The sequence below is a fragment of the Thalassotalea fonticola genome, assembly GCF_032911225.1.
GTDB classification, from domain to species: domain Bacteria; phylum Pseudomonadota; class Gammaproteobacteria; order Enterobacterales; family Alteromonadaceae; genus Thalassotalea_A; species Thalassotalea_A fonticola.
The window spans coordinates 4,269,131-4,293,193 of the sequence record NZ_CP136600.1; the positions used below are offsets into that span (position 1 = coordinate 4,269,131).

General features: G+C 38.0%; 23 protein-coding genes and 1 riboswitch. Of the genes, 7 read left to right on the plus strand and 16 right to left on the minus strand.

What is annotated here, in order from left to right; translation table 11 throughout:
- Positions 1-112: 112 nt before the first annotated feature.
- The 3 genes from RI844_RS17480 to RI844_RS17490 form a co-directional block, all read right to left on the minus strand.
- Entirely contained in the window at positions 113-304 is a 192-nt protein-coding gene (locus tag RI844_RS17480) for a hypothetical protein (RefSeq protein WP_348395929.1), read from the minus strand.
- A 109-nt stretch (positions 305-413) separates the two neighbouring features.
- On the minus strand, positions 414-1,562 hold the full coding sequence (locus RI844_RS17485) for an anhydro-N-acetylmuramic acid kinase (RefSeq protein WP_348395930.1): 1,149 nt from the start codon (positions 1,560-1,562) through the stop codon (positions 414-416).
- Complete coding sequence (locus tag RI844_RS17490) at positions 1,534-2,865, minus strand: peptidoglycan DD-metalloendopeptidase family protein (protein ID WP_348395931.1); 1,332 nt, start codon at positions 2,863-2,865, stop codon at positions 1,534-1,536. Before RI844_RS17490 ends, RI844_RS17485 begins: the two co-directional genes overlap by 29 nt.
- Before the next feature lie 189 nt (positions 2,866-3,054).
- On the opposite strand from RI844_RS17490, the gene tyrS reads away from it, so the two are divergent.
- The 3 genes from tyrS (at position 3,055) to RI844_RS17505 (ending at position 5,352) form a co-directional block, all read left to right on the plus strand.
- On the plus strand, positions 3,055-4,254 hold the full coding sequence (gene tyrS, locus RI844_RS17495) for a tyrosine--tRNA ligase (protein ID WP_348395932.1): 1,200 nt from the start codon (positions 3,055-3,057) through the stop codon (positions 4,252-4,254).
- Positions 4,255-4,375: 121 nt separating this feature from the next.
- Entirely contained in the window at positions 4,376-4,933 is a 558-nt protein-coding gene (locus tag RI844_RS17500; RefSeq protein ID WP_348395933.1) for a DUF4136 domain-containing protein, read from the plus strand.
- Between the two features lie 89 nt (positions 4,934-5,022).
- A complete protein-coding gene (locus RI844_RS17505) occupies positions 5,023-5,352 on the plus strand; it encodes a ribonuclease E inhibitor RraB (RefSeq protein ID WP_348395934.1) in 330 nt (109 codons plus the stop codon).
- Positions 5,353-5,389: 37 nt separating this feature from the next.
- Here RI844_RS17505 and RI844_RS17510 read toward each other — a convergent pair whose 3' ends face one another.
- From RI844_RS17510 to folE2, 10 genes are all read right to left on the minus strand, one after another.
- Entirely contained in the window at positions 5,390-6,016 is a 627-nt protein-coding gene (locus tag RI844_RS17510) for a trimeric intracellular cation channel family protein (RefSeq protein WP_348398380.1), read from the minus strand.
- A 32-nt stretch (positions 6,017-6,048) separates the two neighbouring features.
- Positions 6,049-6,453 (minus strand): rhodanese-like domain-containing protein, encoded by a 405-nt coding sequence (locus RI844_RS17515; protein ID WP_348395935.1) that lies wholly within the window; start codon positions 6,451-6,453, stop codon positions 6,049-6,051.
- A 242-nt stretch (positions 6,454-6,695) separates the two neighbouring features.
- Entirely contained in the window at positions 6,696-7,403 is a 708-nt protein-coding gene (mtnN, locus tag RI844_RS17520; RefSeq protein WP_348395936.1) for a 5'-methylthioadenosine/S-adenosylhomocysteine nucleosidase, read from the minus strand.
- A gap of 81 nt (positions 7,404-7,484) precedes the next feature.
- Complete coding sequence (locus RI844_RS17525; protein ID WP_405054423.1) at positions 7,485-8,114, minus strand: dUTP diphosphatase; 630 nt, start codon at positions 8,112-8,114, stop codon at positions 7,485-7,487.
- A 97-nt stretch (positions 8,115-8,211) separates the two neighbouring features.
- Entirely contained in the window at positions 8,212-8,661 is a 450-nt protein-coding gene (locus tag RI844_RS17530; RefSeq protein ID WP_348395938.1) for a YaiI/YqxD family protein, read from the minus strand.
- A gap of 23 nt (positions 8,662-8,684) precedes the next feature.
- Positions 8,685-8,933 (minus strand): DUF2164 domain-containing protein, encoded by a 249-nt coding sequence (locus RI844_RS17535; RefSeq protein WP_348395939.1) that lies wholly within the window; start codon positions 8,931-8,933, stop codon positions 8,685-8,687.
- A 31-nt stretch (positions 8,934-8,964) separates the two neighbouring features.
- On the minus strand, positions 8,965-9,195 hold the full coding sequence (locus RI844_RS17540) for a DUF7661 family protein (RefSeq protein ID WP_451923622.1): 231 nt from the start codon (positions 9,193-9,195) through the stop codon (positions 8,965-8,967).
- 121 nt (positions 9,196-9,316) lie between these two features.
- Positions 9,317-10,759, minus strand: coding sequence for an FAD-dependent oxidoreductase (locus RI844_RS17545; RefSeq protein ID WP_348395941.1), 1,443 nt, complete (start codon positions 10,757-10,759; stop codon positions 9,317-9,319).
- A gap of 8 nt (positions 10,760-10,767) precedes the next feature.
- Positions 10,768-15,228: a glutamate synthase large subunit gene (gltB, locus tag RI844_RS17550; RefSeq protein ID WP_348395942.1), complete on the minus strand. Its 4,461-nt coding sequence runs from the start codon at positions 15,226-15,228 to the stop codon at positions 10,768-10,770.
- Positions 15,229-15,845: 617 nt separating this feature from the next.
- Positions 15,846-16,772 carry a GTP cyclohydrolase FolE2 gene (gene folE2, locus RI844_RS17555; protein WP_348395943.1) on the minus strand — a complete coding sequence of 309 codons (927 nt, stop codon included), beginning with the start codon at positions 16,770-16,772 and terminating at the stop codon, positions 15,846-15,848.
- A gap of 443 nt (positions 16,773-17,215) precedes the next feature.
- On the opposite strand from folE2, the gene RI844_RS17560 reads away from it, so the two are divergent.
- Entirely contained in the window at positions 17,216-17,548 is a 333-nt protein-coding gene (locus RI844_RS17560) for a hypothetical protein (protein WP_348395944.1), read from the plus strand.
- A 53-nt stretch (positions 17,549-17,601) separates the two neighbouring features.
- Here RI844_RS17560 and arcA read toward each other — a convergent pair whose 3' ends face one another.
- Together arcA and RI844_RS17570 are read right to left on the minus strand one after the other, a co-directional pair.
- Positions 17,602-18,324, minus strand: coding sequence for a two-component system response regulator ArcA (arcA, locus tag RI844_RS17565; RefSeq protein WP_348395945.1), 723 nt, complete (start codon positions 18,322-18,324; stop codon positions 17,602-17,604).
- Positions 18,325-18,734: 410 nt separating this feature from the next.
- Entirely contained in the window at positions 18,735-19,778 is a 1,044-nt protein-coding gene (locus RI844_RS17570; protein WP_348395946.1) for a methyltransferase, read from the minus strand.
- Positions 19,779-19,967: 189 nt separating this feature from the next.
- Positions 19,968-20,180: riboswitch (Lysine riboswitch) on the plus strand.
- Positions 20,181-20,283: 103 nt separating this feature from the next.
- Here RI844_RS17570 and dapA point away from each other — a divergent pair.
- The 3 genes from dapA (at position 20,284) to RI844_RS17585 (ending at position 22,527) form a co-directional block, all read left to right on the plus strand.
- A complete protein-coding gene (dapA, locus tag RI844_RS17575; protein ID WP_348395947.1) occupies positions 20,284-21,198 on the plus strand; it encodes a 4-hydroxy-tetrahydrodipicolinate synthase in 915 nt (304 codons plus the stop codon).
- A 251-nt stretch (positions 21,199-21,449) separates the two neighbouring features.
- Positions 21,450-21,998: a TrmH family RNA methyltransferase gene (locus RI844_RS17580; protein ID WP_348395948.1), complete on the plus strand. Its 549-nt coding sequence runs from the start codon at positions 21,450-21,452 to the stop codon at positions 21,996-21,998.
- 79 nt (positions 21,999-22,077) lie between these two features.
- Positions 22,078-22,527 carry an SMI1/KNR4 family protein gene (locus RI844_RS17585; protein WP_348395949.1) on the plus strand — a complete coding sequence of 150 codons (450 nt, stop codon included), beginning with the start codon at positions 22,078-22,080 and terminating at the stop codon, positions 22,525-22,527.
- A 285-nt stretch (positions 22,528-22,812) separates the two neighbouring features.
- Here RI844_RS17585 and RI844_RS17590 read toward each other — a convergent pair whose 3' ends face one another.
- The gene (locus RI844_RS17590; RefSeq protein WP_348395950.1) at positions 22,813-23,916 is read right to left on the minus strand and encodes a helix-turn-helix domain-containing protein; all 1,104 of its coding nucleotides are present in this window, start codon (positions 23,914-23,916) and stop codon (positions 22,813-22,815) included.
- Between the last annotated feature and the right edge of the window lie 147 nt (positions 23,917-24,063).

Consider the following 24,063-nt stretch of genomic DNA (forward strand, 5'->3'; position numbering starts at 1 on the left):
ATCGATGGTGATTGAGAAATACAAACCCGCATTTAATCGCAGGTTTGTTGTTTTAATTTATAGAAGAATTAATTGATAATTGCTATAGATGGCTGAAATTTTGTTGAAAGGTTTAGTAATAAAAATCATCATGGTTATGAATTTGTGGATCTTCGATTATTTCTTCAATGCCAACTTCGATTTTGTGGTTATCGATTAAATCAGTTATATAAACGGTTTGCGTCGCGCCATCAACCCAAGTTACTGTGCCGCTGCCCTTATGCGTGCCGCAGATCATACCTATGCGCACTTTATTTAAATCCATAGCTTTCCCCTTTTAGCTGTTGAACAAAGTTTAGACGAATTAATGCTTGATTAGTTCAAAAAATGTACAATTTCATTCTGTCTGAGGTGGAGAGAAAAAGTGATTTTTGTTAAGGCTGATATTCACAACCTAAAGTTGTTGCATGTGATGCGCCAGTTACTTCGGGTAAGTTACCTTTAAGATTATGGTCAAACGCGAAAGCTAGCCAAGCAAATACCACTGCCTCTAAACTGTCGTTTTCAACGCCCTTATTTTCGGCAGTGGTAATGCAGTGCTCAGGGAGTAATACTTTTAATTGTTTCACTAACTCTGGATTATTGGCGCCGCCACCGCAGAGAATAACTTCTGAGTTAAAACATAATTTGTCTAAATCATTGGCAATGGTTTTACACGTTAACGCCAGCAACGTTGCTTGAATGTCTTGTGGCGACACATCTTCGATGAGGTTTATCGTTTTTAGCCAATCTAAATGAAAATATTCTCTGCCAGTGCTTTTAGGTGTGGGCAGAGCAAAGTATGGGTCATCAAGCATATTGGTTAATAACTGCGTGTTCACCTTGCCGGTTCGTCCCCATTTCCCGTCTAAATCGATACCATGCGGGCATTTTTCATGATGCTTCCGATACCAATCATCAAGTAGGGCATTGCCAGGGCCTGTATCGAAACCACAAATTTTTTGGCGTTTATCTTTTGGTAGAAATGTAATGTTACTGATGCCGCCAATATTTACTGCACACACATTATTTTTAGATGTGGAAAACAGCGCCTTATGAAAAGCAGGTACTAAGGGAGCTCCTTGGCCCCCAAGCGCAATGTCTTTATCTCTAAACTTACCAATGACTCTAATACCGGTTAAACAAGCTAACGTTTGATTACAGCCTACTTGCAGGGTAAATGGAGAGTTGGATGTGGGTCGGTGCCTAATCGTTTGGCCATGATTGCCAATTGCTTTAATGTTGTCACTGGATAAGTTTTGTTGAATTAACAGGGCACTGATTGCCGAGGAAAACTCTTCTGCTAAAAGCTTATCCAATTCACCCATGCGATCAATTTCGTTGTTACCAGGCGTATACAAGGAGGTGATCAGGTTTTGTGTGGTTTTGTTGTAAGCTTGAAAATATGAAGCGACTAAGTGATGGCTATCTGCTTTAAACTGTACCAGTGCCAAATCGATTCCATCGGCACTGGTTCCTGACATTATACCAATATAATATTGGTCATTATCGACGCTACTCACTAACACCTTGGGGCGCATCATCTGTGGCTGCAATTAATGTTTGTTTAGAGTTTTCTAACTCTATTAGTGCTTGTTTCGCTACAGCTGCAAATTCAGTTTTGTATTTTTTATTGATCGGCTCCGCATCCGGTAATTTTACCGTGCGCGGATTGCGATGTACGCCGTTTAGCAAAAATTCATAATGTAAATGTGGTGCTTGTGACAAACCGGTTGAGCCAACATAACCAATTACTTGGCCTTGCTTAACACGTTGACCTTTTTTAACAGCACGTTTGGAAAAATGTAGATACTTAGTGACTATGCTATTGGCATGTTGAATAAATACATAGTTACCATTGTATTTATTGTAGGTTGCGGCGATTACACGGCCATTACCTGCTGCTTTTACCGGTGTGCCTGTTGGCGCGCGATAATCTACACCATTATGTGCTTTTACACGTTTAAGAATAGGGTGGTAACGTTTAGGTTTAAAGCTTGAACTGATATATTGGAAACTAACAGGAGCGCGTAAGAATGATTTGCGCATGCTGTCGCCATTCGCAGCGTAATATTCACCATCTTTAAAACGAACCGCTTGAAACGATTCTCCCTGGTTAATAAACTCAGCGGCTAAGATATTGCCATGGCCAACAAAATCACCATCAATATATTGGTCTTCATACATTACGCTGAAACTGTCGCCTTCGCGAATATCTAAAGCAAAATCGACATCCCAACCGAATATATTAGCCAAATTCATTATTTGGTTGTTGCTCATTCCTGCGTTTAGCGCTGAATTCCAAAAGTTACTGGTAATGTTTGCTTGCGCATAGCCAATACGAGTTTCAATTTGTTTTTCATCGACGGTACTTTCAAAGCCGTTGTCGGTGCGAGATACCAATAACGTCTCAGTGATCGACTTTTTATATTTAACCTTTAACAGCTCACCATTATCGTTGCTGGCAATTTGAATTTCGTCGCCTACTTTCAACTTACGTAATGATTTACCACCTGCAGTTTTATCAACTGCATAGGTAGTTGCAGCGCTAAAACCGAAGCGTTTGAATATTTTTCCTAAAGAGTCGCCACTTTTAACCGTAGCAGTTTGCCACGAAATTGGATCCGGTTTATTTTGTTCCGCTTTTTTAAGTGCAACTTGAGTTTCTTCAGGGATTTCTAATGAATAAGTTTTTCCCACTTTAATTGCCGGATTTTCACTATTTCTACTCGCCGAAGCTTTTTCGGAAGGAAAAACTAATAAAATCAACAAAAATAAGCTGCAACAACTGATCATCAGTTGATGTTTTTTGGGAAGCTCTAAGAATATATTTTTTAATTTAATCAATGCTTTACTGCTTTATAAGGTGATTAGTACTAACTTTGCTTAATTTACTATACCAAAAAAATTAAAAAACTCACAACCCTAGGGTTCCCACAAGCTGTATATTTGCAGTAGAATCCGAACATTAAGATTAAAATAACACCGCGTTTTGAACTAAACGATGGGTGAATGAATTACTAAAAGGCGAAATAAATGACCGATATTCAGCAAGCGTTTGCCGAAATAAAACGTGGTGCAGAAGAAATATTGCTTGAAGATGAATTACTGGCAAAATTAAAAACTGGCAAACCATTAAAAATTAAAGCTGGTTTTGACCCTACAGCCCCAGATCTACACTTAGGTCATACAGTGTTGATCAATAAAATGCGCCAGTTTCAGCAGTTAGGTCATGAAGTGATTTTCCTAATTGGTGACTTTACTGGCATGATTGGCGATCCTACCGGTAAAAATGTTACCCGTAAGCCGTTGACTGAAGCTGATGTGTTAGCCAATGCAGAAACTTACAAAGAGCAAGTATTCAAAATTTTAGATCCTGCTAAAACCCGGGTAGAGTTTAACTCAACTTGGATGGAAAAATTAGGCGCTGCCGGCATGTTAAAACTTGCATCGCGTCAAACCGTTGCTCGTATGATGGAACGTGATGATTTTAAAAAGCGCTTTAAAGAAGGTCAGTCAATTGCTATTCATGAGTTCATGTATCCACTAGTCCAAGGTTGGGACTCAGTTGCATTAGAGTCTGATGTTGAGCTTGGCGGCACCGATCAAAAGTTTAACTTACTAATGGGCCGTGAATTACAAAAAGGTGAAGGACAACGTCCACAAACCGTATTAATGATGCCATTACTTGAAGGCCTAGATGGCGTGCAGAAAATGTCAAAATCATTGGGCAATTACATCGGAATTACTGATTCGCCAACAGAAATGTTTGGTAAAATCATGTCTATCTCTGATGTATTGATGTGGCGATATTACGATTTACTAAGCTTTAAACCAATCAGCGAGATTGAAGGTTATAAAGAAAGCATCGCTCAGGGCTCTAATCCTCGCGATGTGAAAATTGAACTAGCAAAAGAACTAATTGCACGCTTCCATGATGAAGATGCAGCACAAGCTGCCCATCAAGAGTTTATTAATCGTTTTCAAAAAGGTGCGATGCCAGATGAGATCGATGAAAAAGCTTTAACAACAGTTGAAGGCAATATTGGTATTGCCAATCTGCTTAAAGATGTTGGCTTAGCAGCAAGTACGTCGGAAGCAATGCGAATGATCAAACAAGGCGCAGTGAAAATTGACGGTGAAAAGGTTAGCGACAATAAATTGCAATGCCAAGCTGGCACGACTGCAATTTATCAAATTGGTAAACGTAAATTTGCTAAAGTAACGCTTAGCTAACCATTATATAAATTAAATTTCTTTGCAAAACCTAGCCAGTGTTAGTTCAATTAGCACTGGCTTGTTTTTATCTACTTTTCACGTAAAGTAAACTAACTATCTATACTTAATGGCTAATTTAATGCTCATAATAAAAAAATTGACCTTGCTAAGCGTTATATTTTGCTCTGCAACTTTTCTTAATGGTTGCTCGTCTAGCCCTGAAACCAGCTTTAATGAAGAGTTTGACTTCTCAAGTGTGAAAACCTATAGCTTGTTTCCGCGTGAATCTAAGTTTACTGAATTACAGGATATGAGCGACTTTCATCGAAATCGAATTGAACTTGCTGTTGAAAAACAAATGGAAAAACAAGATTTTAGCTATAGCCAGTTTGAACAAGCTGATGTGATCATTAGTTACTTTTTAGTGGGCAAAAGTCTACGTGAGTTACAAAAGTATAATAAAGGCGTGAAGGCTTGTTTGGGGTGTAGTGATAAAGAACAAGCTGCATTGAACAAAGAGATAAAAACTTCTATGTTGGTTTTAGATATACTCGATAGTGAAAAAAAACGTTCGGTATTTAGAGGTTTTACTAAGCTTGATTTAGACGTGGAAGATACCAGCGAAGAGAACCAGCAAGAAACAATCGAAGCGGTGCAAATGATCTTGTCGAAATTTCCACCGAAATCTAAAAATTAATTAGACCATCAATAATAAACTTTTAAATTTTATAATTTCTTATTGGACGCTATAATGCGCGCAATATATTTAGCTTAAAGAGCAACTCAATGACATTTCCAAACGATGAAAACGGTATAGTTCTTGCTGAAATGCAAGATGCAGGTATAGATTTAAGTAAATTGCTTACCGTTGAATTTTTTCAGTTATTTGAACACGAAAAAGATGCTAAAGACATGGCAAAATTTATCAGTAACAGTGATATGAATGCTACTGTCAATGTTCACCCGGATCAAACACCTAATGTGTGGGATGTGGATTGCAAAGTTGAAATGATCCCAAGCTATGAAAATATAGTTGCCATGGAAGAAAAGTTTGAACAGCTAGCGCAAAAATTTAATGGCTTTAATGATGGCTGGGGCGTACAACAAGACGATTAATCCGCTGGGTTTAATCGTCACCTCTGTTTGCCGTGAATTAATCCTTCAATTCATCATCAAAATGAAAAGCAGGTAAAGACACTTTCCAATAAATACCAGCTAAGCGTAATATTAATGCACCTGCCATTGCTAATGAGCCCGCTATAGGTTCTGACAACCCCAAATAAGTTAAGCCAACGAATAAGAAACTGCCTAACATGGCGGCTAAAGCATATATCTCTTTACGTAAAATAAGTGGGATCTTATTACAAATGATGTCGCGGATCATTCCTCCAGCTACGCCGGTAATAGTACCCATAATAACCGAGGTAAGAATAGTTTGATCATAGCTCAACGCTTTTTGTGTTCCTAGCACCGCAAATAAAGCTAAGCCGAAGGCATCGGCCACATGCATAAATCGTTTTGGTACAAGCCTGGGTTGTCTGATCAGTAAAATAGTAACTAATGCAGTAAAAAAAATGACGCCAACATATTCATTTTGTACTGTCCAAAATATTGGCGCGCCTAAGATTATGTCACGAATTGTGCCTCCACCAACAGCAGTTACAGCAGCTAAAACCATGACACCAAACGGGTCAAGGCGATATCTACCCGCCATAAGAGCACCCGATAAAGCAAAAACAATGACTCCGAATATATCGGCAAAATATATAAAGGTACTGATAGGGTTATCGCCATTAACCATAAATTGCTTTCCTAGTTTTTTACTACGTCTAAATCTGCCGTTTGCCAACCTTGCATATCACCACTTAAGTGACTCAGGTGCTTAAATTTATTGTCTCTTAGAATGTCTATTGCTATGCCTGCGCGGCGACCAGAGCGACAATATACAACAATATTTTTGTCTTTAAACTGGCCTATTTCAGCTAACCTGTTTGCTAATTTTTGATGGGAGATATTTATTGCACCAGGTATGTGGCCTTCATTATATTCTTCCGTACTACGTACATCTAGAAGTAAAAAGTCTTCATTTGCGGTTTGCATTTTTAACAATTGCTGCTGAGCTATATCACCGCTGAGCTTTATTTGCTGCTCATTTTCAGCAACTGAAGAACAAGCTGTAAGTAAAGTGATGAAGATAATTACAATTAATTTATGCATGGAATACTCTAGTTTGTTTAAAATACCAATCTGCATAAGCACCCAAAGGCCGATACTAAAATAATTTTATGCTGCGTTAAACATTTTTTCAGTGGAATAACCACAGTACAAAAAGAAAGCCTTGCCTAAAATTCTTTTACCTAATGCTGAGTGGCTCAATCCTTATGCAGCTTGGTATATTTCAAATACTAGCAGAAATATCAGGGCAACTGATACTTCTGTAGTTTTAAAGGCTGGTCAATTTAAAGAGTTTTACCCGTTAATTCATTGAGCATATTCAGCACTAATTCAGAAGAGTTTACTGATGCAGTTTCTAGATATTCTTCAAACGAAGTAGGAGACTCTTTACCGGCAATATCGCTCATTGAGCGAATAACAACAAATGGCACATTAAATTGATGACAGGTTTGGGCGATTGCGGCACCTTCCATTTCAACTGCTGCCATAGTAGGAAAATTAGCACGGGCTTTAGCAATATCATCATCTTTGGTCATGAATGTATCACCTGTGGTAATAAGGCCGGTCAGCGTTTTAATGCCTACTAGCTTATCAATTCCTGCTTGTGCTGCTGTGACTAGGGTAGGATGAGGTACAAAAGCGGCGGGCATACCTGGTAGTTGACCAATTTCATAACCAAATGCGGTTACGTCAGCATCATGATGCCTTACTTCTGAACTGATCACTATGTCGCCAACTTTTAATGATTGTTCAAAGCCACCGGCGGAGCCAGTATTTACAATGTAATCAGGAGAGAACTTCTCAATCATTAATACTGTGGCTAACGCTGAGGCAACTTTACCAATCCCAGATTGCACAAGTACTACTTCAGTGCCATCAATTTGACCGGTAAAAAAATTATAGCCGGCATGCTGGTGCTCGGCAAAATTCTCTAGTTTAGCTTTTAAAATTGCTACTTCTGGCTCCATAGCGCCAATAATGCCTGATTTCATAATGATACTCTTTATAACTATATTTTATGGCGGCATTATACTCGTGAGTATTCAAAGTGCAAGATTGAATACTCACCGATATTACTTGGGATAAGCTGCTTTTAAGCCTTTATAAACATTGCTTTGAAAGTCTTCAGCAGTGGTATCTAATGAGGTTACTAAGTCGGCTAATACTTCATTGTCTTCTTTGCCATTCCAGATTTTAATGTAAGTACCTGTTTTGTACCCGTAGTCTTGGCGGAAAAAGTTAAGAGTATTTTTACCAACGTACTGACGGAATAACTCATTTAAATCCATATCCATCAGAGCCATACAGGCGGTAAAACTTTTACCATCAAAATCTTTATTTGATACGGCCGCGGCAGCTAAATCTTCTAACGCCAGTTTAAAGTCAGTATGTTCAACAGATTGTTGTAATTCTGCAGCCAATTGCTCAGCGATTATGTCAACGTTACTTTCTTTCATTAAACGCAATGATAAGCCAAAATGAAAAATATCAACCAATTCTAATTGCACTTGCGGTACATCACACTCTTGATGTTTCCACCATTTCCAACCGTGATGATCAAGCATTTCGGCACATTCAACCCAAATGGCGCGATACCATTCATAATTGTCTGCGCGCCAAGAATCACTCACTCGAGTATTCATAGCATCTTGCATGATTAGCATTTGTTTAATTTGCTTAATAGAAGTAGATAAATCAGACATCATAGGCCCTAAAGTTGGATAATTTATAATAGTTTTAAGGCTGATATTTTGCCGTAAATTGACTAATATTGCTATTGAAATTGAACGCTATCAGGTTTTATTTCTTGGCTGCTGTCAGAAGCCGATCAAGGTTATTAGCAAAAGCTTGTTTGTCGGCTTGATTCAGCGGCGGTGGACCGCCACTTTGCACACCGCTGGCACGCATGGTATCCATAAAATCGCGCATATTTAATCGAGCGCGAATATTACTGGTAGTGTATAACTCACCACGTGGATTTAATGCGATAGCGCCTTTATCGATAACTTCGGCCGCAAGAGGGATATCTTGGGTTACCACTAAATCGCCTTGTTCAACTCGTTTAACTATTTCATCATCGGCGACATCAAAGCCAGCAGAAACCCTTACAAAAGAGATAAACTTTGACGGCACAATTCGCATAGCGTGATTGGCAAAAAGGGTCGTTTGTGTTTGTGTTCGGTCCGCTGCTTTAAATAATATTTCTTTAATAGCAACCGGGCAGGCGTCGGCATCAACCCAAATTTTCATAATTTATACATCTCAAATAGGTATTAGATATCAATCGGTTTTTCAATTTCATAAATTGCGTCTGAAATATCAGCTACTTTATCATTTAAAATAGCTTGAGCGTCATACAAGCCTTGATTATAAAATACTGCGCCCATTTCTTTGGCAAAGAAATCCAATAAAAAATCAGCATCAAACTGGCCTAAATCCTGATCTAGCTCGGTTTCGAAGTAACGTTGTAGCTTTATTACTAAACCATCTTTTTGTGCTTTTGAAAATTCAATTGTAGACAAAGTAATCCTTATTTGTGTGTTGCAATTGGTATTAATTTAACGCAATAACCTTTGGGTGTTTGTCGCTAGAATATTCGTGGTAAATATCATCTAAATAAGTAGCTAAGTTCGTCACTTCCATTTCAGCAGGGATTATTACATCATAAACCCTAGAGCGTATACCAACATCAGATTCGATAAACAATAGCCACTCGTTATTCCTTCTATGAACAGACATTTTTTTGCCGAATACGTCAAATTGAAGCGGTTTATTGTGCTGCATTAATATTATTCATTAACTAAAAAATCTAGATTACTTAGTTAAAGATTAATTTTCAAGAGAAAATCTAGACATAAAAAAGGCGGGTATAAGCCCGCCTTCGTGATCATTATAATGATTTAATCTAAGCTTGCTGAATTTGAATTAACTCTTCTGCTAAGACAAAATCTAGTATGCCCATTGCTGCTTTTCGGCCTTCATCAATAGCGGTAACCACTAAATCCGAGCCGCGCACCATGTCACCACCGGCAAAGATATTTTGCTTACTGGTTTGCATGGCAAAGCTAGATTGTTCCGTTGCTAATACTCGGCCGCGAGAATCAACCTCAACACCGGCATCTTTCATCCATTGTGGTGGACTCGGTAGGAAACCAAAAGCAATTACTACGGCATCTGCTTCCATAATGAACTCACTGCCTTCGATTGGCTCCGGACTGCGACGGCCATTTGCATCTGGTTGGCCAAGTTGTGTTTTAACAAATTTTACGCCACAAGCCTTGCCACTTTCATCAACGGCTACATCTAAAGGTTGAATGTTAAATTCGAAATTTACACTTTCTTCTTTAGCATTTTGAACTTCACGTGGTGATCCGGGCATGTTTGCTTCATCACGACGATAAGCACATGTTACATCTGTAGCACCTTGACGAACCGCTGTTCGAACACAATCCATTGCTGTGTCACCACCGCCCAATACAATAACTTTTTTATCGGCAAAGCTAGTGTAAGGTTTTACGTTCTCGGTAATGCCCATGGTTTTTTGAGTATTGGCGATTAAGTAATCCAGTGCGCTATAAACACCTGGAGCCGTTTCATTGTCAAAACCACCCGTCATATCAGTGTAAGTACCTAAACCTAAAAATACTGCGTCATATTGCTCGCTAATTTCGTTAAAGCTTATGTCAGTACCAACATTAGTATTAAGTTTAAACTCAATACCCATGCCTTCAAATATTTTACGGCGACGAACAACCACATCTTTCTCAAGCTTAAACGATGGAATACCAAAGGTTAGTAGACCGCCAATTTCTGCTTGTTTGTCAAAAACAACAGCTTTAACGCCATTACGTGTTAGTACATCAGCACATGCTAAACCTGCTGGACCTGCACCTATAATCGCTACCGTTTTGCCGGTAGATATTACGTGGCTTAGATCAGGAGTCCAGCCTTGGGCGAAAGCGGAATCAGTAATATACTTTTCAATATTACCGATAGTTACGGCGCCAAACTCGTCGTTTAGTGTACATGCCGATTCACATAATCTGTCTTGCGGACATACACGTCCACACATTTCAGGTAATGAATTAGTTTCATGACAAAGCTCAGCCGCTTCTAAAATTTTACCTTCAGTAACTAACTCTAACCATTGTGGAATATAATTATGTACCGGACATTTCCATTCACAATAAGGGTTACCACAGTCTAAACAACGATCAGCTTGACCAGCACTTTGATCATTGCTTAAAGGTTGGTAAATTTCCACGAAATTAGCTTTACGTAAATCGATAGCTTTCTTTGGTGGATCAATTCTTTTTACATCAATAAATTGATAAACATTTTTACTCATAAACTTTCCTACTGCGCCTGAACTCTTAATTCAGCTGATGAACGGCTGCGATGACCTAATAATGTTTTCACATCAGTGGCTTTCGGCTTTATTAGTTTGAATTTCGGTGCAAATTCACTGAAATTTTCGAGAATAAATTCTGCTCTAAGGCTACCGGTTTCTTCAAAATGATGGTTAATAAGACCACGAAGATGCTCTTGATGAATAGCTAATTCATTAAGCTCTAAAATTTCAATAGATTCTCCATTTAAACGTGAATCTAAGTCATCTGCTTCATCAAGTACGTAAGCAAAACCACCGGTCATGCCGGCACCGAAGTTAAGGCCAACTTGACCTATAATTGTTACGATGCCGCCTGTCATATATTCACAAGCATGATCACCAGCACCTTCAACTACAGCATTACAGCCAGAGTTACGTACCGCGAATCGCTCGCCAGCAGTACCTGCAGCATACAAGTGACCACCAGTAGCACCATATAAACAGGTATTACCCATAATTGGTGTTAGGTGAGTTTGATAAGTAACACCTTTTGGCGGCATGATAGTAACGATACCGCCAGCCATGCCTTTACCAACGTAATCGTTAGCATCACCGGTTAATGTAATATTAAGACCACCAGCATTCCAACAAGCAAATGATTGTCCTACGGTACCTGTCAGATGCAGATGAATAGGATTAGAACTCATGCCTTGATTACCGTGATGACGAGCAATTTCACCAGAAATTAATGCGCCAACTGAACGGTCAGTGTTTTGACTGCTAAAGTAATAATCACCACCTGATTTGTCTAAAATCGCTTCTTGTACTTGCGCCAGAATACTATTGTTTAATTCTGCTTTATCAAATGCAGGGTTAGCTTCAGTTTGATAAAGAGCTGTATGCTCAGGCGCCACAACAGGAGCCACTATGCCAGACAAATCTAGATTTTGCTGTTTAGCTGTTAAGCCTTCAAGTAATTCTAGTAAATCGGTACGACCAATTAATTCAGTTAATGATACAACGCCAAGTTTTGCTAATATTTCGCGAACTTCTTGCGCAATGAAGCGGAAGTAGTTCATTACCTGGTCAGGTAACCCTTTGAAGTATTCATCACGCAACAATTGGTCTTGCGTTGCAATACCGGTTGCACAGTTATTTAAGTGACAAATTCGTAAGAATTTACAACCTAAAGCCACCATAGGAGCAGTACCGAAACCGAAGCTTTCAGCACCTAAAATAGCGGCTTTAACAATATCAACACCGGTTTTTAAACCGCCATCAACTTGTAAACGTACTTTGTGACGTAAGCCATTAGCAACCAAAGATTGATGTGCTTCAGCTAAACCTAACTCCCAAGGACAACCCGCATATTTAACAGAGGTAAGTGGGCTTGCACCTGTACCACCGTCATAGCCAGAGATTGTAATGAAATCGGCATAAGCTTTGGCAACGCCAGATGCAATAGTACCAACGCCAGGGCCTGATACTAATTTCACTGAAACGATACACTTAGGATTTACTTGTTTTAAGTCGAAAATTAATTGTGCTAAATCTTCAATCGAATAAATATCATGATGTGGTGGCGGTGAAATAAGCGTTACACCTGGTACCGAGAAACGTAGTTTCGCAATTAGTGGTGTTACTTTATCGCCAGGAAGCTGACCACCTTCACCTGGTTTTGCACCTTGCGCTACTTTTATTTGTAATACATCGGCATTAACTAAGTAATGTGGCGTTACGCCAAAACGACCAGAGGCAATTTGCTTAATACGAGAGTTACGTACCGTACCAAAACGACTGGCGTCTTCACCACCTTCACCTGAGTTTGAATAACCGCCTAAACGGTTCATCGCAATGGCTAAAGCTTCATGAGCTTCCGGACTTAAGGCACCAATACTCATCGCGGCACTATCAAAGCGTTTGAACATTTCAGTATCGGCTTCTACCTCGTCAATATTGATTGAGTCAGTATCTTCTTTAAAGCTGATTAAATCTCTTAATGTTGCCGGTGGTCTTGAATTAACCGCATCAGCATACACTTTGTAATCTGCGTAATTGCCAGTTTGCACCGAACGTTGCAAGCTAGACACTACGTCAGGGTTAAAACAGTGATATTCTTCACCGTGAACGTATTTTAATAAACCACCATGGGTGATTTTTTGATGTGGTAGCCAAGCTCGGCGAGATAAGTTTATATTGTCTTGTTCGATATCTTTAAATTTACTGCCTTGAATACGACTTTGAATGCCAGGGAAACATAAATCCATGATCTCGTCTGATAAACCAATTGCTTCAAACAAGCCCGCACAGCGGTAACTGGAAATTGTTGAAATCCCCATTTTAGATAGAATTTTTAACAAACCTTTATTGATGGCATTGCGATAATTTTCGACCGCTTGTCTTGCTGGTATATCAATTTGGCCTTGCTCTACCATTGTTTCAATCGTTTCGTAAGCCATAAATGGGTAAACGGCGGTAGCGCCTAAGCCAAATAATACGGCAAAATGATGTGGGTCACGAGCCGACGCAGTTTCAACAACTATATTTGAATCACAGCGTAGATTTTGATCAACTAAACGTTTTTGCACTGCACCCACAGCCATAGCTGCAGGAATTGGTAATGTCTGTTTAGAAATTTCACGATCGGATAAAATTAATATGACAGTGTCTTTTTCACGAACTAAATTTTCAGCTTCATTACAAATTCGTTCAATCGCTTGTTGTAAACCTTCGCTAGCTGGGTAGTTTAGGTTAATTGTTTCAGAGTGATAATGTTTAGGATCAAATTCACGCAGCTGTTTAATACCGGTATACATTAACACTGGTGTTTCAAACAACACCCTATCAGCATGGCCGGTAGTTTCGTTGAATACATTGTGCTCACGGCCAATACAAGTGCCTAGAGACATTACAAAACGCTCACGTAATGGATCGATTGGCGGATTAGTTACTTGCGCAAACTGTTGGCGGAAATAATCGTATAAAGTACGAGACTTACTCGATAACACTGCCATAGGTGTATCATCACCCATAGAGCCTGTTGCTTCCTGGCCATTTTCAGCCATGGTTTTGATGACTTGCTGAATTTCTTCGTATGAGTAATTAAACAGCTTATGAAATTCATTCATTTGCTGGTCAGTAAATACTCTTTTACCGATTCGTTCCGCTTCTAATTTTTCAAACGGCACTAAGTGGCGAATGTTATTATTTAGCCAATCACGGTAAGGGTGACGATCTTTTAAGTCATTATCAATATCGCTAGATTTCAATAGCTTACCTGTGTAGGTATCGACTGAAAGCATTTCACCAGGGCCAACACGACCTTTTTCTATAACTTCATCTTCACCGTAATCCCAAATACCAACTTCAGAGGCAAGGGTAATAAAGCCATTTCTAGTTCTGACGTAACGAGCAGGGCGCAGACCATTTCGGTCTAGGTTACAGGCTACGTGACGACCATTAGTCATTACAATGCCTGCTGGACCATCCCATGGCTCCATATGCATAGAGTTAAATTCGTAGAATGCTTTAATGTCATCATCCATTGCTGGATTATTTTGCCATGCCGGTGGCATTAATAAACGCATACCACGGTATAAATCCATACCGCCAGACATAAATAGCTCAAGCATGTTATCAAGTGATGATGAGTCTGAGCCACTTTCGTTTACAAATGGTGCAGCATCTTGTAAATCAGGAATGAGCGGCGTTTTAAACTTGTAAGTACGTGCTCGGCTCCATTGGCGATTACCACTAATGGTATTTATTTCACCGTTATGTGCTAAGTATCTGAATGGCTGGGCAAGATGCCATTGTGGCGACGTATTGGTTGAGAATCGTTGGTGGAATACACATATAGCCGACTGCATACGAATATCTGCCAGATCTAAATAGAAGTTTGGCAAATCTTTCGGCATTACCAAGCCTTTATAAATCGTGACTAAGCAAGATAAACTGGCAACGTAAAATCGACTGTCTTCGATGCGTTTTTCTGCACGGCGTCTTGCCATATATAAGCGGCGTTCAAAATCTTGATTTTGCCACCCAGACGGGCCATTAACAAATACTTGTTCGATGCCTGGTAAATTACCTTTCGCGATTGGGCCCAGTATATTTAAATCTGTAGGAACAACGCGCCAGCCAACTATACTAAGTGTTTCTTGCTCAAGTTCTTCGGTTAGAATTTGTTTTGAAAGCTCAGCTTGTACAGGATCAGGGTTTAAGAAAATGGTACCAACAGCGTACTTTGCACTTAAGCTCCAATCGTTTTCATCAGCAATTGCTCTAAAAAAGCTGTCTGGTTTTTGCATTAACAAACCACAACCGTCGCCGGTTTTACCATCTGCAGCGATACCGCCGCGATGCTGCATACGATCTAACGCAGAAATTGCAGTTTTAATAAGCTTATGACTTGTTTCACCCTCTTGATGGGCGATTAAACCAAAACCACAATTATCTTTTTGAAAATTGGGATCATAAAGTTGCATGCATTGTTCTCCTGAATACTTTCTCGTTGGCGATATTTTTATGCAATAAAGAGAATATTAATATCTAAAAAATGAATAATTATCACAAATCCCAACGGGGGAACTTTCTAAGATATAAGGATGTGAGGCAAAGGTCAATATAAATTAGAGTTATTACTCTTTATGTTTTATAGGTCGTATGGGGCCATTTTCAAAGTATGGAGCTCGGTATGTTTTTACAAAAACCAGTAAAAATAAGGGGATGAAAGATTTGTAGTTTACCTTGGAAACTTTTGACTGTTATTCCATTTGTGTCAAAAAAATAAATAAAAAATATAATTCGATTATATAAAGCAATGTTTGTTCTGGTTAATTAGTGTTCAGGTAAGGTGGTTTGCATTTTAATATCGATATATTTTCGAAGCAGTTAACTGCGCTATAACGAGTGAATAAATTCATGCAGAGCCCACTAGATTGAAAAACTCATAGAACGATGATTAGAAAAGTTGATTGCTCTGATTTGAGATTATCATCAGAAATATTTATCCTGAGGTTATTTCCTAATGAACGGCATAAAAAAGCCAGTAGTTAAAAACTACTGGCTGTTAAAACCGTCAGATATAAGGTTAGCTAAACTATTAAGCTTTATAACCGTCTTCAATGCCTTTGGTGGTGATAGCAATAGCATCATGGGCATGTAAAGATTCAAGGTGGTTAATTTTAACCCAGAAGTCATCATAACCTTCAATTAAGTTCATTGCATGTTGAACACGACGAGCAGCATCTTCACAGAACATTAAGTTTTGACCATTCAAGCGAGCAAATTCTTGTTCGTCTTCGCGCTTAACTGCAGCTTGTACAGGTGTTTGTAATGACGCTTCTACCGTGTCAACTATATCGGTAATAGGGAAGGAACTTACCATTGAATTAAGTTTCACTTTTATTTCAGCAATAGAACGTTGGCTATGCGGAGTTGCTACAATACCTTCAGTGGTGCCTAACCATTGCTGGATGTCTTCTTTTGCAATACTGTCTTGCTGTTCAAACTTACTTGCAAATGCTTGTTGAATTAATTGGCGGGCAAGGGCAGCTGAACATGGACATGTAGATGAATAGGCAATATCTATGCATAGTTCAATGTCTAGTTTGCCTTGTTCAATTTTACCAATAATGGTCACCGGGTATACACGCCAGCCTTTTTTACCACTAATTAACGCTTCTCTGCGCATCGGATAGTCAAAGCTAAATTTAACAAATGCAGTATCACTTAAGTCTTCATGTGAACTAATAAACTCATTAAGTAAGCCTGTTAATGCTTGGTAAGTCAGAGTGTTGTTGCTGGCTAAATCGTCAAGTAATAAATATAAGCGCGACATGTGAATGCCTTTCGCTTTTGGATCGTTTAAATTAACAAAAGCATCTATGTGAGCAGAAACAACACGCTCAGCTTCATCTTTAGCTGCAACCATTACTGGCATTTCAATATTACCCATACCTACTCTATCTAGAGTACCTTCGGTTTGTGCCGCGGTTTGGTTGGCTATATCTGGCATTGATGTAGGCATATTGTTCGTGATTCCTATAAGTATTCGTTAATGTGCAAATTGCTTAATTTAAAGGCGCATATTTTAGCTGAACTTGGCTAATTATTTTATCTTTTTTTAGAGTTTAAAAGAAAAACTTATATACTTTTTTAAAGACCTAGTAAAAAGGTCGGCTATTTTGAATGAATTATGCGCTAAAAGCAATGTTTATACCTGTTGCCATTCAAAGTGAAGTTAAATTTTAGACCTGATTATTGAGGATCTACAGGTATCGAAGGGATTTAACTATACTAAAAGGTTAAATCCCTTAAGTGTTTGTGAGTTTTAGGTTGCAAAAATGTACTTTGTTGGTAACTGCAGGTGTTAATTGTATTTTATTGCAGCAAAGCGAAATCTTTCATGCTATGTTTTTCAAAATTATAAACGTAAAAAGTTTCACTTAAATATTTTCCGGAGAAGAAATAATGGAATTTCTTGATAAAGAGTTAATTAAACAATACATGGATGCGTTGGGAAATGAAGTGTTTAATCAAACAATTGATTTATATATTGAACAATCAGAAATATATTTAAAGCAATTAAATAATGCAATCAGTGACCAAAACTATACTTTATGGCAGGAAAGTTGTCATATTTTGAAATCAGCATCGGGTAATACCGGTTTAAAGCAAGTTTTTATTAAAGCTGGCAATATTGAATATTCTAAGCGCGACTTTTCGCAATTAGCCAAAGATTTAGATGAATTACACCAACTTAATAAAATTAGTATTGAACACATACAAAAATGGCTAGCCTGATCAGGCTAGCCATTTTACTTCATCGATTTGTAGTTATTAATTAATAACTACAATTAAGCGTTTAAATTACCAACAAAACGGTAACCTTCACCATGAATTGTATTGATAAATTCAGGGCTTGTTGCATCTGTTTCAAAATGCTTACGTAAACGACGTATTGTTACATCTACAGTACGGTCATTTTCACGTAAATCTCGGCCTGTCATCTCTTGGATCAAATCTTGACGAGTTACTATTTTACCACGATTAGCCATCAATAAACGTAATGCACGGTACTCACCACGAGGAATTGGGAAAGTATTACCTTGTGGTGAAGTCATTTGACGAGAGTTAGGATCTAATTGCCATTCATTAAATTGAATCATCGCTGTATCGGCTACTGGCGTTGACTTTTCAGGTTGTGACATACGCTTTAATAAGTTACGTACGCGAATGGTTAACTCACGTGGATTAAATGGTTTCGTGATATAGTCATCGGCACCAATTTCTAGCCCCAATACTTTATCTACATCGCTATCACGACCAGTGATAAAGATTAAACCAGTATCATTTTTCTCAACCAATTCACGAGCTAGTAATAAACCGTTTTTACCCGGTAGATTAATGTCCATTAATACTAGATCAATGTCGTTATCTTGTAATTGCTGTGACATGCTTTCGCCATTGGCTGCAATTAAAGTAGTGTAACCTTCAGCATCAAATAAGTTCTGTAGGTTTAAACGTGTTACTTCTTCATCTTCAACAATTAAAATTTTAGCTTGAGCTTGGTTGATCATATCTACCTCTGTTTAATAAACTTTAACAAGTAAGTAGTGCCTACTTGTTGTTCAGAAAGTGATGTTATTTTAGACAATCAATTTTCTGTTCAAAAATATATGTTGCATATGATAGAGCAAGTAGCCAAGGATACAATGGTGAAATTGTTGTAAAAATGTAAGTTAAAATATGTAAATGAGAATCAGCAATACTGAGTTAAGTTGTTGAAAATTAATAATAAATAAATGTACTTAAATTGTGTGATGTAAAACTTGATTTGCAACAAATTGTAAACAGGAAGGTTTTTTTAGGTTAGTTAGAGATGAATTTCGCAAATATATGATTGAATTTTGGTTAATGGCTTGTTGCCATCAACCTTTAATTAACTTTGTTTTGAGTTAATTATAACTTCTCATCAATAGTTCTTACGTTAATGGCTATTTTTACAATGATGAATGGCAAAGCCTTTTTTATTAGCTAATATTTCAGGCTGGTTAATTTCAGCTTTAATAATTGGTGCATATTTTAGAAAATTATTAGCAACGATGGTTAGAGTGGCATTTTTTAACAAGTGCATTTTTATATTCTTTAAAAATTGCTCTGTTGCCTGGTAATTGGTTTTAATACCCTGATGGAATGGTGGGTTTGATAATACCGCATTGTATTTACCACTAACGTTAGATAAACCGTTTGATGGATAAACCTTTGCAGATAATTTATTCAGTTGCAGAGTTTTATTGGTGCTGGCAATAGCTAGGGCATTTACATCAAGCATTTCTACTTCAGTATTTGGAAATGTTTTTTTCACAAAGCCGCCAATGATACCGGCGCCACAACCAAAATCTAAAACCTTTCCTGAAATGTTACTGGGCAAATTCTCCAACAGTAAACGAGTTCCATTATCAACTTCGCCGCTACTGAATACTCCCGGTAACGATGCCACCTGAATTTCAGTATTATCAATAGTTAAACTGAATTTGTCGTACCAAGCCTCTAAATTAAACTCCGGAGCATGATTATTAAATATGATCTCAAATATAATGCAATGTCTGGCAGAGTCTATTTTATTAGCGTTGAGAGAATAGTCGCTACTTAATTTTATAGCTGATTTAACGCCACCTTTATTTTCACCGACCACTAAAATCACAGCGTTTTCAGCCAGTGTTGGTGCCAGCATAGCCAATAAGAATTGATATTCTTTTTTTGATTTTGGAAAATAGATAATAACCAAGTCGTGCAATTGTTCTGTTATGTACTGTTCACTACACTGACTATTTATTTGGCTTGAATATTTTGAGCTGATGCTTTGGTATTCTGCGTAATTTACGTTGTAGCTACTAATCGTTGCTTGCGGGACGGTTGTTTGCAAGTGGGTAAAAAATTCATTATCAGGACAGCCAACAACCAGTGGATTTGTACTTTCCAGTAAATCTTCGTTTCTAAGTAATAGTTGTGATGGGTTTGATAATGACATTAAGTAAACTCAATTAAATATTTAAGCGCTATTTTCTTAATTAAGCAGAGAATAGTAAAGAAAATATTCATAAAAGCGGTAAGTAATATACCTTATGCTTAAAATGATTCACTTTTTGATGTTAAAACATTGAAATAAATTTAACTAGATGATTAAATAGCCAGCATTGAATGTCCCTAGAAATAGGGTTACATCAGAAGAGGAGCGTTAACCAGGTAGTTATCTTTAGGGGCCTTTACCCCGAAAATAGATAATGAGGGGGATTAACGCCGAGGCATAAGTGAAAAAGGTAACACTTATGTCGGACGAATGGGTTGAATCCCTTCGGCTGTCACTTAACGGCACATAAATGTTTACTACAACAGTAGATAATTTTGGTTTAAGTGGAGAGCTTCTGGTATTTGCACATTACTTGTGTAAATTCCTCTCTTCCTTTCTCTAAAACGCTTAACGATTAAATTAATAATAGGTATTTCCATATTATTAAGAAGTAATGAGATTTAACATGACAACTTTTCAACTTAATGATTTTGCTCTTTGGACTGCACTTGTTACCCCCTTTGACCAAAACGGTAGCGTCGATTATAACTGCTTGGCAAAAATTGTGGACGATCAGCAACAAGCTGGTAATGGTATTTTAATTTGCGGCAGTACCGGCGAAGGTTTAGCTCTTAAGCAAGAAGAGCAATTAAATATTGTAAAATTCATTTGTGATTTAAAACCAACGGTGCCTTTAATGGTCGCAGTTGGCGCTTTTGATCTTCCTGCTCAAATAGCTTGGATTGAAGCGTGTAATGAATTGCCGGTGCACAGCTATTTATTAACCGCACCAATTTATGCCAAACCAGGTGTTATTGGTCAAACTCAATGGTTTTCAGCGTTGCTTGATGCGGCAAAACAGCCTTGTATGTTATACAACGTGCCTTCTCGTGCAGGTATTAGTATTCCAGCTCAAACCGTTAAAAATTTATCAGAACATGAAAATTTATGGGCGATGAAAGAAGCCAGCGGTGATATAAACGAATTTCTTGCTTTTGCGGGCGCTGCGCCAAACATGAAAATGTTTTCTGGCGAAGATACACTTATCCCTTATTTAGCCGCTGTTGGTGCTGTTGGCTTAGTATCGGTATGTGCCAATGCATGGCCAGAAGCCACTAATTTGTATGTACAAAAATCTTTAGCCGGCGAAGGTACTGATCTGGTTCCTGTTTGGAATAGCGCTATCTCATCATTGTTTGATGTAGCTAACCCTATTCCTGTAAAAGTGTTAATGCATAAACAAGCGGTGTTAAACACCCCTGTTTTACGTGCACCTTTAACTCATCTTGAACTCGAATCAGATAAAGCAATACTAGCAGCTGATTCTGCTATTACAGAATGGTTATGTCAAAGCCGTACTCATTTACGTATCGTTAAGTAATTAAATTCTAACTGCATTAAGTGTGACCGTTGGCGGATAGCCAGCGGTGCTTCACACACTATTTCTGTTAACTCCTTTAATTTTATTTGATCTTGGCAAAATAAAACCGCACAATCCTCGGCTGATCTGCAACTTGCCATAAACGCAGTATAAAGCAGGGTAAAAAATCAAGAGACTAATCCGTTTGGTATTAGACCGCAAGCGGCAATATTTAATCCGATTGGTATTAGTGCGTAACAAGAGTAGAAAGCATGCATTCAAAAATACAGCTTAGCAAAGAAGACATTAGAAAAACCAAACCAGCACGAAATGAATACTTAAATAAGCCAAAAACACCGTTGATACTGGTATTAGATAATGTAACTAACAGCTACAATGTTGGCTCTTTGATACGCTTGGCTGATGCTTTTGCTATCGAAAAAATTATTATTTGTGGCGAGCTAACTATCTCAGATAAGAAGTTTAAAAAAGCCTCCAGAAATGAAGCTAAGTGGGTTTGTATTGAATATAGTGATAGCACCACTGCAAGTGTACAAACATTAGTGGAGAAGGGGTATGCAGTTTATAGTGTTGAACTATGCCATCAGTCTGTTGATTATAGTGATGTAACTTACCCATCGCGCTGCGCATTAGTATTAGGCAATGAACGAAAAGGCGTAAGTGAAGCAGTATTGCAATTAAGTCATCAGCAAATACACATTCCTATGTTTGGTATGGGTAACTCACTAAATGTGTCAACCGCTGGCGCTATTGTATTAGCTGAATGTGCAAATCAAATTAGAAAACAGCCATCAGCCTAATTTCATAGTCAAAAAGTGCTAAAATATTTTCAGACACCTATCATTTAAATGAACATAAGTTGTATTGGAGTATCTCTCAATGAATAGCATTGATCTGTTTGTAAAAAACTGGGGTAGCAAACATTCGATGCTCCCAATAGATAACCATGATATTGCCGAGCTTGAGTCAAAATTTAATGCATTCTTACCAGACTCATATAAATATTTAATTTCTAAATACGGCTTAGTCCACACGCCAAATGTGTTAACTAAAATCTGTGATTTAGGTGTCGATATATCTGAAGTCCAAGACTTTTTAAGCCTTGATGATGTGTTTTCATTATCAAAGTTATATGAAATGAGTGGCATGCCAAAAGGGCATGTTTTGTTTGCATCTGACTGTAAGGGAAATATGTTTTGTTTTAAACTTGCCGATTGTGCAGTTAAACAAGCAGATATACCCGTATGGTTTTATGACCATGATGCTCGCACTGTTAAAAAGGTATCCAATACTTTCACCAAATGGTTGGAAGAGTTCAATGAACTTTGAGACAGCTAACAAGGTTGTGGAATGAATAATTGATTCAAACAATTACTTCACTGCAAATTTAAAAAATAATACCGATACAAAAACAATCAAAACTCTTTACTAAATCTAACTGTGGCTTATTGCTAGTTGCAGCTATACGATTTTAGAAAAAATACCCCTTCATCTCCCACTAGTGGAGCGAGATGAGGGACCTCATTAAGCGCATTGTGAATATAAAAATCTCGACTTCCGGAACTTGTTTTAGAATCAATCAAATGTCGTCTTATCCTATTCAGGCCTACTTCTTCAAAGTATTTTTTGTTTATTTTCAAGTAGTAAATTTCTGTATGCTGATGGACTATAACCAACTACTTTTTTAAACGCTGTATTGAATGTTGATTTAGAATTGAAACCAACGTCATAGGCAATACTTGTGATTAATTTGTCTCTATCTTGTAAAGCCTGCTTCGCTTCTTCGACTCGAAAGCCATTCACAAATTGGAAAAATTTGGTTTGTAAAAATTGAGAGAGTGTTTCTGAAATGTGGTTTTCAGTTTCAGATATGGACTCAGATAGCTTGTTTAGCGATAAGTTATCTTGCAAGAACAACTTATCTTCTTTCATTGCATGCTCTAGCTTTGATGCAATTAATTGCATTTTTTCATCGCTAAGTAAAACTGCTCTAGTCTGATTAGTACGAGGCAAGCCTTTATCAGATTCCTTAAGCACTTTTTGGCTTAATGCCTTCTGTATAAAAATAGCCAGTGCAAAAACCTCTAAAACTGGAAGTAATTTCCCTGAACCAAACCAAAACCAACCCAGTGCACCTAAAAAGAACTCGACGGCATACATCAACCAAACAGCTCCCCAGATTACCAGTACAGTTCTAAACCAGCCTAATGAACGTTGCTCTATTTCAGAAAAGCGCTCCATGAGTTGTTGACGGTGGGAGATATGGAGTTTTAAGGCCATTATTAAGAATAAAACGGTGAATGAAATAAAGACACAAGTTGCGAAAAAACAAGTAAACACTGCTATTTGCCAAAGTTCTGGATCTCTAGTCGAAGGATCTGCTAAAGCCAGCTTTTCTGCGGGACTGATCATAAATATAAAAGGAAGCATTGCCAGTAAAACAAGAATAGGCCCAGAAAACGCTAATGCCCATAACCGTTTATCAATTGCTTTGTCTGGTGACATAGTTGCATGAGCATAAAAGTAGAGGGCTGGACCAAGCAAAACTCTAAACGGAAATTGTGCGCCCGCTAAGGCTGGCGCATAAACATATGCACCTGAATATATAAACAGCTCACCCGCCAAATGTATCAGCAACAACAACAACAGCCCTTTAAGGAAAACGTTTTGTCGTTCGTTCGGCCTATTGAACACCTCTATTAAAGCAAATATTGTCATTCCCATCATGCAGGAATATATAACCGTGGGAAAAAGGTTGACCATTAAACTACCAAAGATAAAGATTTTTAAGACTCCTTGGATTATAAAACTAAAATTCACCTGAATCCATATATCGTAAAATAAACCGATTTATACGCAACAGAA